Raw genomic sequence first — 13448 nt, 5'->3', positions numbered from 1 at the left:
CGAGTCTCAGACGCGGGTCCACCTCTGGTTCGCGCCGCCGTTGCACGTCCAGATCTGCACCTCGGCGCCGTTGGCCGTCTGGTTGCCGTTCACGTCCAGGCACAGGCCCGACTGGACGCCGACGACGGTGCCGGTGGAGTTGACCGTCCACTTCTGGTTGGCGCCGCCGTTGCAGTCCCAGATGCCCACCGGGGAGCCCGCCGTGGTCCGCTGGTCGAACACGTCCAGGCACTTGGTCCCGCCGAAGGTGCGCAGCTCCCCGGAGGAGGTTAGGGACCACTTCTGGCCCGCGCCGCCGTTGCAGTCGTAGATCTGCGCGGTCGAGCCGTTGGCCGCGGCGCCGCCGGCGACGTCGAGGCAGCGCCCCGACTGGCCGCCGACGAGCGTGAAGCTCTGCGGGGCCGGCGCGGCCGCCCAGGTGCCGGTCGCCGTGTCGATGGTCCAGGAGTCGTAGAAAGCGCTCATCGACGCGGTGGCGCCGTTGATCGTGAGCGGCAGCCAGACGGGCGTCGAGCTGTTCAGGTCATTGGGGTTCCACCGGTCGCCGACGTAGACGTAGGTGGTGCCCGACGAACCCGAGACGGGCACGACAGAGGAGGTCTGGGAGTCGAACGTGCGGCTGCCGCCGGGGGCGAACGTGGTGAACCCGCTCCACGGCCCGGACAGGGAGGTCGCGGTGGCGTAGACGTTGTCGTTGGTGGACCAGCCCGTCAGGTGCGAGGCGAACAGGAAGTACCGCCCGTTCACCTTGACCATCGCCGGGGACTCCAGGTCGGCGAGCACCGCGGTCGTGCTCACGGCCTGGGTGTAGTCGGCGGAGAGCCGGTCGATGCGCAGGCCGTGGCTGCGGTCCTCGGTCAGCAGGTACGCCGTGCCGTCGTCGTCCTTGAACAGGCCCAGGTCCCGGCTCTCGAACCCCAGCGGACGCGAGGAGCCGCGGTAGGTGTACGGCCCGCAGGGCGTCGGGCTGGTGGCCACGCCCGCCCGCGCGTCGCCGTAGGAGGAGTTGTCGATGTGCACCCACATCACGTACTGCCCGGTCGTGGAGTTGTAGATCACCTTCGGCCGCTCCACGATGCGCCCGGTCGCGAGGTCGCCGCTGCTCTGCCGGCTCAGCGCGTTGCCCACCCGGGTCCAGGTGGCCAGATCGGTGGAGGAGTAGCAGGCGACCGCGGTGAACGTGGCGCCGGCGGTCTTGTCCTCGCCGACCATGTAGTAGGTCGAACCGACCTTGAACACGCCGGCGCCGTGGGCCTGCAACCGGTTGCCCGCCGTGTCGTACCACAGGACGCCGGGGCGGAGCGTCGCGGCGACGGCGAACCCCGGGGCGGGCGCGAGCAGCCCGGCGATCATCAGGACGGCTGTGCCGAGGGCCGTGAACCACGCGCGTATGCGTCTCATGGGTGCCTCACCTGGGTGGACGCGGCTTCGGGCGCCCCCGGACCATAGACACGGCCCGGGGGCGGAGGCAATGCCCGGCTCTTCGCGTCGGCTGTCCCACCCGCGGTGACCTCGGCCTCGGCCGTCCTCCGCGGCCGGACGACCCGAAACTTTCACCAGGCGGTGCCGCCGGCCCGGCATCGAAGGTGCGCGGTGCCCGGGAGGATGTCGCCCGTCGCTGTTCCCGGCGTCGGCCGGATCCACCGCACCGAGCTCGTCCTCGAGCACGGCTCCCCACTGCTGGTGACGGCCGTTTCGCGACGGCCCGTCACTCGGCCGGTTCCAGTTCCAGACCGGCGAGTGAGGCGTAGTGCATGAACTTGAACGGGTTGAGCAGCTGGTTCCGCGCGACCATCGACTCCAGCAGGCTCTGCCGCAGGCCGACGAGTCCGGGAGCGCCGGCGTGGCTGAGCAGTCCCAGGTCGACGACGTGCAGGGCCAGCGGATGCCGGCCGCGCCGGGCGAGCTCGAGACCCGCCGTGACGAAGGCCGCCGCGCTCCGGCCGCCCAGCAGGTCCAGCGCGGCCGACAGTTCGGCGGACGTGAAGAGCTCGACACCCTCGCCGCTTCGGTGCCAGTAGCCGGTCCGCCGGCGGTGCACGCGCTGGACGAAGTTGTCGCGGGTGACCAGGTAGGGCATGACCGCCGCGGGATGGTCCCTAAGAACGTCCGGCAGGTGGTCGAGTCGCAGGATCTCGGCGAGTGTCAGGCCGTCCGAGATCCCGGCCGTGATGATCCGCTCCAGGTCGCGCAGTGCCGCCAGCAGCCCGGGAAAGGCCTCGATGGGGTAGTTCTCGGTCAGCGCCGGGTGCCCGTGGACGAGCGTGCGCGGCCGCAGGTCGATGACCGCCCGCATGGCGTCGAACAGGCCCTGCGGTGAGCCTTCCGCGAGGGTCGGCGAGCCGAGGTGGGGCATGCACATGTCGCCGACGAAGGCCACTTCCACACGGGAGGTGGACGACCAGCCCGTCCTCGGTCTCTCCTCCCGCGATCGGGATGAGCGTGAAGTCCACGCCGCCGATGGTCGGCTTCTCCACGGCGTCCACCAGCCGGCCGGGGGCGACGTGGGCCTGACGGCCGTGGCCGCGCGGCAGGTAGTAGCCGAGCGGCGGCGGGCCGGAGTTCTGGAGCGCGAGCTCGCGGGGGAAGTTCGCCTGGGCGATCACTGTGGCGCCGTCGGCCTTGAGGGCGTCGAGGCCGCCGACATGGTCCAGATGGGCGTGCGTGAGGATCACGTGGGTGACGGGCAGCTCGGTGATCTCGCGGAGTTCGCGGAGCGCCGCGGCCGCGTGCTCGGGCGTACTGGCGGCGTCGACGGCGACCACTCCGGTGCCGGTGACGACGAAGCCCACGTCGGCGAAGTCGTAGCCCTGCGCCACGTGAACGCCCGGTGCGTGTTCGACCAGGCGCGGGGGAACTGGCGCCGGTGAACGACTCTCCTCGCCCGGCGAGGAGAACGCCCCTGGTCACGCGCAGGACCCGCCGAGGTTGGAGAGCGCTCTCTTGACCGATGGGCCTTACGGGGTGACGATCTGCGCAACACGCCCGTAACACCCGAACTGGTCCTCGTGGCCCATCGAGAACGGACGTTCATGCGCAGAGTCATCACCCGATCGCCCCGGCGCGTTCTCGCCGCCCTGGCCGGTCTCGCCCTGCTGCCGGGCGCCGTGGCGGCGGCGACCCCCGGCGAGCCGTCCGGGAAGCCGCCCGTGGAGTCACCCGTGAAGTCACCCGGCAAGCCCCCGGCCCGGCCGGTGCTCGGCACGCCGGAGATGGACCACGGCTGCGCCCGGATCGACAGGCGCCTGCCCGCGCTGCCCGACTGGCCGGCCGTCAGGAGCGAGATCAAGCGGAACCCGGCCGACGAGAAGCGCATCGCGAAGATCGTCGCGGGGATGACCCTGGCCGAGAAAGTGGGCCAGATGACCCAGCCGGAGATCGCCGCGATCACCCCCGAGGAGGTCGGCCGGTACGGCATCGGCTCGGTGCTCAACGGCGGCGGATCCTGGCCGGGCCGGGACAAGCACGCCTCCCCGCAGGGCTGGCTGGCCCTCGCCGACGCCTACTGGCAGGCGTCGGTGAACACCCGCACCAAGATCCCGGTGATCTGGGGCATCGACGCCGTGCACGGCAACAACAACGTCTTCGGCGCGACGCTCTTCCCGCACAACATCGGCCTCGGCGCCGCGCACGACCCCTGCCTGCTGCGCGACATCGGCGCCGCCACCGCCGCGCAGGTCCGGGCGACCGGGCAGGACTGGGCCTTCGCGCCGACCCTCGCCGTCGTCAGGGACGACCGCTGGGGCCGCACGTACGAGGGCTTCTCCGAGGACCCGCGCATCACCCGCGCGTACGGCTACGAGGTCGTCCGCGGCCTGCAGGGCGGCGACTCCCGGGCGCTGGGCCGCCGGGGCGTCATCGCCACGGCCAAGCACTTCATCGGCGACGGCGGCACGCTCAAGGGGCAGGACCAGGGGGTCAACCCGTCGTCCGAGGCCGAAATGATCAACATCCACGGCCAGGGCTACTACGGCGCGCTCGCCGCCGGGGCGCAGACCGTCATGGCGTCCTTCAACAGCTGGACCAACGAGGACCTCGGCATCACCGAGGGCAAGGCGCACGGCAGCAGGAAGCTGCTCACCGAGGTGCTCAAGCAGAAGATGGGCTTCGACGGGGTCGTCGTCTCCGACTGGAACGGCATCGGCCAGGTCGACGGCTGCACGAATTCGAACTGCGCCCGGGCGATCAACGCCGGCATCGACGTCGTCATGGTGCCGAACGACTGGAGGGCGTTCATCTCCACCACGGTCGCCCAGGTCGAGGCGGGGGAGATCCCGATGTCCCGCATCGACGACGCGGTGACGCGCATCCTCCGGGTGAAACTGCGCGCGGGCCTGTTCGAGGCGCCCAAGCCCTCCGCGCGTCCGGGTGCGGGCTCGCAGCAGGCCCTCCAGGCGCGGGCGCTGGCCAGGAAGGCGGTGCGGGAGTCGCAGGTCCTGCTGAAGAACAACCACAAGGTCCTCCCGCTCTCCCCCCGATCCAAGGTGCTGGTGGTGGGCAAGAGCGCCGACAGCATGCCGAACCAGACCGGCGGCTGGAGCCTCACCTGGCAGGGCACCGGCAACACCAACGCGGACTTCCCCAACGGCACGACCATCCTCGGCGGGCTGCGGGAGGTCCTCGGCGCGGCCAACGTGACCTTCAGTGAGACCGCCGACGGCGTGGACCCGAAGGCGTACGACGCGGTGGTCGCGGTGATCGGCGAGACGCCGTACGCCGAGGGCGTGGGCGACCTCGGGCGGCGCTCGCTGGAGGCCGCCAAGCTCTACCCCGGCGACCTCGCGGTGCTCGACAAGGTCTCCGGCAAGGGCGCGCCGGTTGTCACCGTCTACGTCGCCGGGCGCCCGCTGCACGTGAACAAGGAGCTCAACCGCTCCGACGCGTTCGTGGCCGCCTGGCTGCCCGGCACCGAGGGCGGCGGCGTGGCCGACCTGCTGGTCAGGAGCCGCGAGAGCGGTCCCGGCTACACGGGCACGCTGTCGTACTCGTGGCCGAGGAGCGCCTGTCAGACGCCGCTGAATCCCGGGCAGGAGGGTTACGACCCGCTCTTCCCCGCCGGGTACGGCCTGCGCTACGGCCAGACCGGGTCGGTCGGCACGCTCGACGAGACCTCGCCCGAGTTCGGCTGCGGCGGCACGGGCGGCGGCGGCACCGCGACCGAGGACCTGGAGATCTACAACCGGCAGGACGTCGCGCCGTACAAGAGCCTGATCGGCTCGGCCGAGAACTGGAGCGGCACGGAGATCGGCGCGGACGGCGAGGCGGCGCACTCGGAGATCACCGTCGTCCCGGCGGACGTGAACGTCCAGGGCGACGGGCTGAAGGTGACCTGGAACGGCACCGGGGCGGCGCAGATCTACATGCAGGACCCGGCGGGAGGCGGCGACCTGCGCGGCTACCTGAACGCCGACGCCGCGCTGGTCTTCGACACGATCGTCCATCAGCCGCCCGCGGCCCGCACGGTCGTCAGCGCGCACTGCGTCTACCCGTGCTTGGCCGAGGTCGTGGCGACGTCGCTGTTCCAGCGGCTGCCCGTGGGCGCGAAGGCGACCGTCAAGATCCCGGTGTCCTGCTTCGCGCCCAACCTGGACTTCGAGAACGTCAACACGCCGTTCCTCGTGTACACGGACGGCGCGTTCTCCGCGTCGTTCGCGAACGTCCGGTGGGTGCCGGGCGCGGCCAAGGACGCCGACGCGCGCGACTGCGCGGACCTGACGTAGCGGCACGACCGGGAGCGCTCATCGGGGGTGGTCCGCCGTCCCTGATGAGCGCCGTTCGGCGGACACTCACGATTCTCTAAGGCTGACACACTAGCCTGACCGGATGTCCGTCGATGTTGTGGAAACGCGCCGGAGCGAGGTCAGGCAGGAGGCCACATCCGCACGGCCGCGGCCGCCGGCCCCGGCGCCGCGGCAGGGATGGCTGGACGCGCTGCGCGGCATGGCCGCGCTCGTCGTGGTGTTCGAGCACTGCCTGGACGCGTTGTTCCCCGAGGTGCGCGCGGGCGTCAGCCCGTGGTTCAACTTCGGCCAGTACGGCGTGCTGGTGTTCTTCCTCGTCAGCGGATACGTGGTGCCGGTCTCGCTGGAACGGCGCGGCAGCGTCGGCGGGTTCTGGATCAACCGGGTCTTCCGCCTGTATCCCCTGTGGTTCGTCGCGGCGGCGGCCGGGACGGTGTTCGGTGCCCAGGGCGTGTACTCCCCGTTGCCGCGTCAGCTGGTGGACGACCCGGGCACCGCGGTCCTGGCGCACCTCACGATGCTGCAGGACCTCCTCCAGGTGCCCGGCGTCGTCAACGTGTTCTGGACGCTGTCGTACGAGATGGTCTTCTACCTCCTCGTGACGGCGATGTTCGTGGCCGGTGTGCATCGCGCGAGCGCGACCGGCATGCTCGCCTTCGCCGTGGCGGCCGTCACCGTGGGCGGCCTGCTTCCGGCGGGCGCGCTGTCGCGCGGCGCGGGCACCGCCCAGGTCGTGGTGATCACGGCGGTCGTGCTGCTCGCGGCGGCCGCGTCGCTGGCGGCCGGCGGGCGGTGGCGCGTGTGCGGCACCGCGGCCGCGGCCGTGCTGGCTCTCGTGCTGCTCGGCGCCAACAGCCGGATCGGGGCCTGGCAGAGTCTCGCCATCATCGCCACGATGTTCGCCGGCACCGTGCTCTACCGGCTCGACCGGGGACAACTGCGCTGGAGGACGAGCGGGTGGGCGCTGGCGTGCGTGCCGGTCGCGTCCGTGGGCGCCGCATGGGCCTTCGGCCCCGGCTGGGGCATGCCCGGCGACCAGGCGCTGGCGTTCACAGTGGGCTGGTCCACCGCCGTCGCCGCGGCGTGGGCGACCTTCCTGGCCGCCCGTCTTCTGCGGCACCGGCCGATGCCCCGCGCCCTCGTGTGGCTCGGTCTGATCAGCTACTCCGTCTACCTGCTGCATCCGCTCGCCGTGCAGGTGCTCCGGCGGCTGACCATGGACCCGGGCCGGTTCTCCCTCGCCGAACGCCTGGCCATGGCCGTCCTGCTGCTGGCCGTGGTGCTCGCCTGCTCCGCCCTGACCCACCGGTTCGTCGAACGCCCGGCCCAGGCCCTGGGCCGCCGCCTGGCGGGCGTTCGAGCCGCGTCTGCCGTGGGTCGGCGGCTACTTCCTGTGGGGGGCCGGCCGGATGTCCCGGCGCGCCCGCCCGGCCGAGGGCGCGAGCCTGCCCGCGCCCAGCAGGACCGCCAGCAGCAGGACGGTGACCAGCGCGAACGAGGCGGGCAGCCCGGTCAGCGTGGCGATCCCGCCGATCGTGCTCGGCGCGAGGAAACCCGACGCGTAGCTGACCGTGGCCGCTCCCGCGACGCCTTCGCTCGGTGAGGGCGCGGCGTTGCCGGCCGCCGCGAACACCAGCGGGATGACCACCGCGATCCCCACACCGATCAGCATGAACCCGGCGGTCGCCGGCGCCGGGGTGCGGGAGACGACGACGAGCAGCCCGCCGAGCGACGCCAGCGCCGCGCCGCCGCGCACGGTCGCCACCGGCCCCAGCCGCCGCACCACCGCGTCACCGCACAACCGCCCCGCGGCCATCATGCAGGCGAAGGCGGTGTACGCCGCGGCGCCCACCGCCTGGGACGCGCCGGCGACCTGGCGGAGATAGACCGCGCACCAGTCCTGGGCCGCGGCCTCGCCGAACACCGCGCAGAAGCCCACCAGCCCGATGAGCAGCACTCCGCGCGGCGGCAGCACGAAGTGGGGCGGGGCGGGCGCGTCCTCGGCCGCCCGCACGTCGAGCAGCAGCGGCCCCACGGCCAGGGCCACGAGGAACAGCACGACCGCCGCCCCGGCGAGATGGAGGCGGGCGTCGACGCCCGCGCTCGCGGCCAGCGTGCCCACCGCACCGCCCGCCAACGTGCCCACGCTCCACATCCCGTGCAGCCCGGACATGATCGACCGGCCGAGCCGCTGCTCGACCTCCACCCCCTGGGCGTTCATCGCGACGTCGGCCATGCCGGCCACCCCGCCGTACAGCAGGAGCGCCGCGCACAACAGGGGGAGGTCCGGGGCCAGCGGGGGCAGGACGAGGACCAGGCACCACAGGCCGATCGAGACGCGGGTGACGGCCCGCCCGCCGAAGCGGTGCGTGATGCGGCCCGCGGTCGGCATCGCGAGGACGGAGCCGGCCGCGGGCGCGAGCAGGGCGAGACCGAGGGCGCCGGGCCCGGCCCCGACGTGGTCCTGGATCCAGGGGATGCGGGAGGCGAACCCGCCGGTCACGGCCCCGTGCAGGGCGAAGACGGCCGACACCGCGAACCTGGCCCGTCCCAGCTCCCGAAGATCCACGATCACACGTTATGCCTCGTTCACGCCTTCGGCGACCACACCAGCAGCCCCAGGCACATCTCGTCGCTGGTGCCCTCGCCCCAGACCACGTACCGGGGCGCCTGCCCGCGCAGCGCGGGAAGCATGGCGCGCAGCCCCGCGTCGTGCGTGCAGGTCACCCGGAGCGTGTCGCCGGCCTTGATCTGCAGCGGCCGGGCCAGCGGGCGGATCGCCTGGTCGTCGAAGTCGTACGCGGGGATGTCGAGGATGGTCCTCGCGTCCGAGGTGCCCGGGTTGAGGTCGACCTTGATGGCGCGGCCGAGCAGGTGCATGTGCCCGGCGGTGGCGTACAGCGTCGCGTCCTTCCGGACGGGCATGTCGCAGTGCTGTGTCGGGCCGGGCCGCGGGGGCTCGCCCTGCCCGCACATCCGGGTCAGGCCGTCCACCATGTGCCGCGCCTGCTCGCCGAACCGGTGGGCCACGTTCTCGACGGCCGCCTCACGATCGCACAACGGCCCCGACTCCTCAGCCGTGCAGGGCAGTTCGATCGGCCCCGCGATCAGCCCCGTCTCCAGTGGGGCCAGGTCGCTCGCGCCGTCGGCGAGCCGGAGCCGGATGCCGGACCTGTCCGTGCCGTCGGCGCCGCCCAGCAGGTTGTAGTGGATCTGCAGCACCATCTGGCTGCCCGCCGGGAGGGGATACCCGACCTTCTGCCGCAGCAGCGTCTCGTCGACCCCGGGGGCCCAGGAGCCGACCCACGCGCCGTTCTCGATCCCGGCGTCGCCGAAGCAGGTCCAGCCCTCGCCGGGCGTCGCGGCGTCCGCCCGGCGCGCCGCCTCCGTCTCCTTGGGCCCGACCCGGAAGACGATCGCGTGGTGCACGATGTCGGTGTTCTGCGGGAGGAACTGGCTGCCGGTCAGGAACGCGGACCCCGTGAGCCCGGGATCGACCAGGAAACAGCGGTACTCGTCGGTGCCGCCCGAGGGCGCCGAGGGCCGGTAGGGCTGCGGGAGCGTCAGTGTCACGAACCGTTCGCCCGCCCGCAGCGGCGCCGCCGCCGCGGCCGGCTTGGCGGTGCCGTGACCGGCGTGGCCGCTGTGCACGGCGGATGCGGTGGAGGCGCCGGGAGTGCCCCCGGGTGCCGCGTCGCCGCACGACGCGACGAGAAGGGCGGCGGCGAGCGCGACCGCGGCGCCGCCCGCCCACCGTGTGAACCGTGCCTTTCCTTGCATGGATCGCCTCCTGCCTCTCGGGGGACCCCTTCAGGCTTCCTTGCCGGGGTGGTCACGTCGACCGACTTCAGATGTAAACCTCTTCTACGACCCCGGCAGTAGGGACGTACGCCGGAAGGGCTACGGGGAGGAGCGCGCCGAGTGCCGGAGGCGGCGTTCGGGGTAAGGGCGGAAAGACCGTAAGGTCGTCCAGTGCACAGTCGCCCCGCCAGGAGCGAAACCAGGAGCAGGACCAGGAGCAGGACATGGCCGTGAACGAGATCGACGAGGGACCCGAATTCGCCGATTTGGCACTGATTCCCGAGCTCCTCAAGGCCCTGTCCGGCCTCGGCTACGAGGAGCCCACGCCGATCCAGCGGGAGGCGATCCCGCCGTTGCTGGAGGGCCGCGACCTGCTCGGCCAGGCGGCGACCGGCACGGGCAAGACGGCCGCGTTCGCCCTGCCCATGCTCCAGCGGCTGCACGGCGCCCACCCCCTGGGCATGGAGGACGGCGGCGGGGAGCCCGCCGGGCTCGTGCTCGTGCCGACCCGTGAGCTGGCCGTCCAGGTCTCGGAGGCCATGCACCGCTACGGCCGCGACCTCGGCGCTCGGGTGCTGCCCATCTACGGCGGCCAGCCGATCGGGCGGCAGCTGCGGGCGCTGGAGCGCGGCGTGGACGTCGTCGTCGCCACGCCGGGCCGGGCGCTCGACCACATCGGCAGGGGCACCCTGCCGCTGAAGGGCCTGCGGATGATCGTCCTCGACGAGGCCGACGAGATGCTCGACATGGGCTTCGCCGACGACATCGAGGCGATCCTCCAGGACACCCCGGAGGACCGGCAGACCGTGCTGTTCTCCGCGACCATGCCGCCGCGCATCGACGGGATCGCCCGCCGCCACCTGCGCGAGCCGGTGCGGATCAGGATCGAGCGGGAGGCGCCCGCCGCCGGCGAGGCGCCGCTCATCCGGCAGAGCGCCTACATCGTGTCGCGGGCCTACAAGCCGGCGGCGCTGGGCCGGGTGCTCGACGTGGAGGCCCCCACCGCGGCGATCGTCTTCTGCCGTACGCGTGAGGAGGTCGACCAGCTCACCGAGACCATGAACGGCCGGGGTTACCGCGCCGAGGCCCTGCACGGCGGCATGGGGCAGGAGCAGCGCGACCGGGTCATGAGCCGGTTGCGCAGCGGGACCGCCGACCTGCTCGTCGCGACCGACGTGGCCGCCCGCGGCCTCGACATCGAGCAGCTCACCCACGTCATCAACTACGACGTGCCGTCCGCCCCCGAGTCGTACGTGCACCGCATCGGCCGGGTGGGCCGGGCCGGTCGCGAGGGCGTCGCGATCACGCTCGCCGAGCCGCGCGAGCACCGCATGCTCAAGACCATCGAGCGCGTCACCCGCAGCCGGATCACGGTCGAGAAGGTGCCGACGGTCGCCGACCTGCGCGCCCGGCGTCTGGAGCTGACCCGGGCCGCGCTGCAGGAGAGCCTGATGGAGGACGGCGACCTCGACCGCTTCCGTGTGGTGGTCGAGACGCTCGCCGACGAGTTCGACCTGGTCGCCATCGCGCTCGCGGCGGTCAAGCTCGCCCACGAGTCCACCGGCGCCGCCGCCGACGAGGAGGAGATCCCCGAGGTCGCGCCGCGCGCCCAGCGGCCCGAGCGCGGGCCGCGCGACGACAGGCACGGCCGCGACGACCGGCGCGGGCGGCGCGGCGGCGGCGCGATGAGCCGCGTCTTCGTCGGCGCGGGCCGCAGCGCGGGCGTGCGCCCCCAGGACATCGTCGGTGCGATCACCGGGGAGACCCGGGTCAGCGGGCGTGAGATCGGGGCGATCGAGATCGCCGACCGGTTCACCCTGGTCGAGATCCCGGACGGCGCCGTGGACGAGGTGGTGTCGGCGCTGCGCCGCACCACGATCAAGGGCAAGAAGCCGATCGTGCGCAGGGACCGCGACGACGCCCCGCGCGGCCGTCGCTGACCCTTCTCGCAGGGCGCCGCCGGACCCGGGCGACGGCCGTCCTTCACCGGACGGCCGTCTTCCGGGCGTCGTGCGCTCTCCGGCGCCACCGCCGGGGCGGATCGTGCGGTCAGGCCGACTGCCGCAACGACATCACGGCCCACGGCGCGAGTTCGACGTCGAGGTCGAGCACACCGGTGCCGGGGACGGTCAGCGTGAACCTGAGGAGCGAGTCGGCGACCCCGCGCAGGTGCTCGCTCTCGGCCCGGGACGGGTTGAGAGGGCACCCGAGCCGATACCAGGCCTCGGCGGCGTTCCCGTGCTCCCAGTCGACGATCTCGACGAGGAACGTGGCGCCGGGCTCCAGACCGCCGATCGAGTGGCGGATCCTCCGGCTCGGCCCCACCTCGGCCAGCGTGCGTGCCGCCGCGTACGAACTCTGCGCCCGGACACCTCGCAGGGCCATGTCCTCCGGGTAGTTGAAGAACACCGCCGACACGGCCGAGGTCCGGCTGTCGCGGGTCACGACCCCGTCGGGCGTCGCGAGGAGCAGCCGGTCGCCGAGCCGCGCGAGCATCGTGAACGCGTGGAAGGTGGGCTTGTGGACGCCCCACTCGTTCACCAGGCCGAACCCGCCGTGAAAGGGTCCGATCCCGGCGCCTCCCTCCTCGAACACGTCGGTGAAGGTCCAGTAGGAGATCGAGTCGGCGAGGGCGGCGCACTGCAGGTACGCCCGGGTGATGAAGGCCGCCGCGAACGGCGTGTCGTGGATGAAGTCACGCGATGACGGCGACGTCGACCACTCCGTGATGTGGATCTCCGCGTCGGGATACGCGCTGTTCTTCACGAGCTCGCGGAGCAGGGTGAGGTCGTCGAACGTCGCGTCGGCGTACCGGGTGATCTGCACCGCCTCGCCGTCGGCGGCGAAGGCGAAGTCCGTGGGGTAGGTGTGGGTCGAGACGAAGTCGACGGGGAGGTCGCGCTTGGCGCACCAGGCGAGGAAGTCCTCGATCCACACGGGGCGCCAGTCGAGCGCGTCCACGTCGGCCGCCGCGGCCGTCGCGTGGGTCGCGGAGCGGTCCTCGACCTCGCCTTTGTAGCGGTCGTCGGGCACGAAGACGCTCGTCGCGGGCCCGCCCACCTTCAACGCGGGGTCGATCTTCTTGATCGCCGTCACGGTCTGCTCGTAAAGCTCGAAGTACTCGGTCTTCGTCCCGGTCCAGAAGTGGGGAACCAGGTTCGGCTCGTTCCACACCTCGAACCGCCACTCCCGCACCTCGTCGAGGCCGTACCGGCCGATCCAGTGCTCGACCGTCCTCGTGACCAGCTCGACCCAGCGCGCCATGTCCTTGGGCGGGCTGCAGTGGGCGCCCCACCAGAACACCGTGTCCGTCACCGTCGCGAGCTCGCGCGGCATGAAACCCAGCTCGACGAACGGACGGACGCCGTGGTCCACGATAAAGTCGAACACCTTGTCCACGTAGCTGAACGTGTACACGGGCGAGGCGAGGGGTGCGTCAGGGCCGAAACCGCCGCCGTAGCTCTCCCGGTACACGAACATGTCGTCGTGGAAGACGCCGTGAAAGCGGACGTACTGGAACCCGCACGCGGCGACGGCCTCGGCGAACTGCTGCTGCCAGTCCGCACGCAGTGCCTCGTTCGCCCGTCCGGCGCCGACGCACCTGGCCCAGATGTGCGGGAACGCACTCTCGTCGCACGGCTCTCCGTCGATCCGCAACCGGGGGCCGGACACGCCGTCACTCGTCATGGTCTCACTTCTTCTTCGGTGATCCGGGGGTGGGAGATCGCGGGAGAGCCGCACGAGCGTCTCTTCTCGTCCCGAGGGTTTCGAAAATATTTCGCAACTTGTTCGTTATGTCCAGGACACTAGGGGTGCACCTGGGCAGTGTCAACGGGTGGACACGGGCCAGATGTCGCACGCGACCGACGAAAATCACGCGTGGTAGATTCGAAACAATTTCGAAGC

7 protein-coding genes and 2 pseudogenes are annotated in these 13448 nt (G+C 72.2%); 3 read left to right on the top strand and 6 right to left on the bottom strand.

Translation table 11 applies throughout. The annotated features are described in order from the left end of the window. Positions 1–6 precede the first annotated feature (6 nt). The 3 genes and pseudogenes from HHX30_RS42255 to HHX30_RS43880 all read right to left on the bottom strand — a co-directional run. Positions 7–1401, bottom strand: coding sequence for a lectin (locus tag HHX30_RS42255; RefSeq protein ID WP_169988396.1), 1395 nt, complete (start codon positions 1399–1401; stop codon positions 7–9). A 307-nt stretch (positions 1402–1708) separates the two neighbouring features. Then, a complete protein-coding gene (locus HHX30_RS42250) occupies positions 1709–2380 on the bottom strand; it encodes a hypothetical protein (protein WP_249350844.1) in 672 nt (223 codons plus the stop codon). A gap of 277 nt (positions 2381–2657) precedes the next feature. Then, positions 2658–2765 (bottom strand): annotated as a pseudogene (locus HHX30_RS43880) (hypothetical protein); the annotation flags it as partial. Positions 2766–3032: 267 nt separating this feature from the next. Here HHX30_RS43880 and HHX30_RS36825 point away from each other — a divergent pair. Further along, complete coding sequence (locus HHX30_RS36825) at positions 3033–5720, top strand: exo 1,3/1,4-beta-D-glucan glucohydrolase (RefSeq protein ID WP_169988392.1); 2688 nt, start codon at positions 3033–3035, stop codon at positions 5718–5720. A gap of 103 nt (positions 5721–5823) precedes the next feature. Beyond that, positions 5824–7029: pseudogene (locus HHX30_RS42240) on the top strand (acyltransferase family protein); the annotation flags it as partial. A gap of 96 nt (positions 7030–7125) precedes the next feature. Here the strand turns inward: HHX30_RS42240 and HHX30_RS36820 are convergent. Then, the gene (locus HHX30_RS36820; RefSeq protein ID WP_311923012.1) at positions 7126–8310 is read right to left on the bottom strand and encodes an MFS transporter; all 1185 of its coding nucleotides are present in this window, start codon (positions 8308–8310) and stop codon (positions 7126–7128) included. Positions 8311–8330: 20 nt separating this feature from the next. Further along, positions 8331–9521 (bottom strand): monooxygenase, encoded by a 1191-nt coding sequence (locus tag HHX30_RS36815; RefSeq protein WP_169988388.1) that lies wholly within the window; start codon positions 9519–9521, stop codon positions 8331–8333. A 245-nt stretch (positions 9522–9766) separates the two neighbouring features. Here HHX30_RS36815 and HHX30_RS36810 point away from each other — a divergent pair, with 245 nt between their 5' ends. Then, the gene (locus tag HHX30_RS36810; protein WP_169988386.1) at positions 9767–11482 is read left to right on the top strand and encodes a DEAD/DEAH box helicase; all 1716 of its coding nucleotides are present in this window, start codon (positions 9767–9769) and stop codon (positions 11480–11482) included. Between the two features lie 109 nt (positions 11483–11591). Here the strand turns inward: HHX30_RS36810 and HHX30_RS36805 are convergent, their stop codons facing one another. Further along, positions 11592–13229, bottom strand: coding sequence for a GH39 family glycosyl hydrolase (locus HHX30_RS36805; protein ID WP_169988384.1), 1638 nt, complete (start codon positions 13227–13229; stop codon positions 11592–11594). Positions 13230–13448 lie beyond the last annotated feature (219 nt).

The sequence above is a fragment of the Microbispora sp. H10836 genome, assembly GCF_012999525.1.
In the GTDB taxonomy this organism is placed as follows: Bacteria; Actinomycetota; Actinomycetes; order Streptosporangiales; family Streptosporangiaceae; genus Microbispora.
The sequence above is the reverse complement of the archived record's forward strand: the minus strand, read 5'-3'. Positions and strand labels throughout refer to the sequence as shown.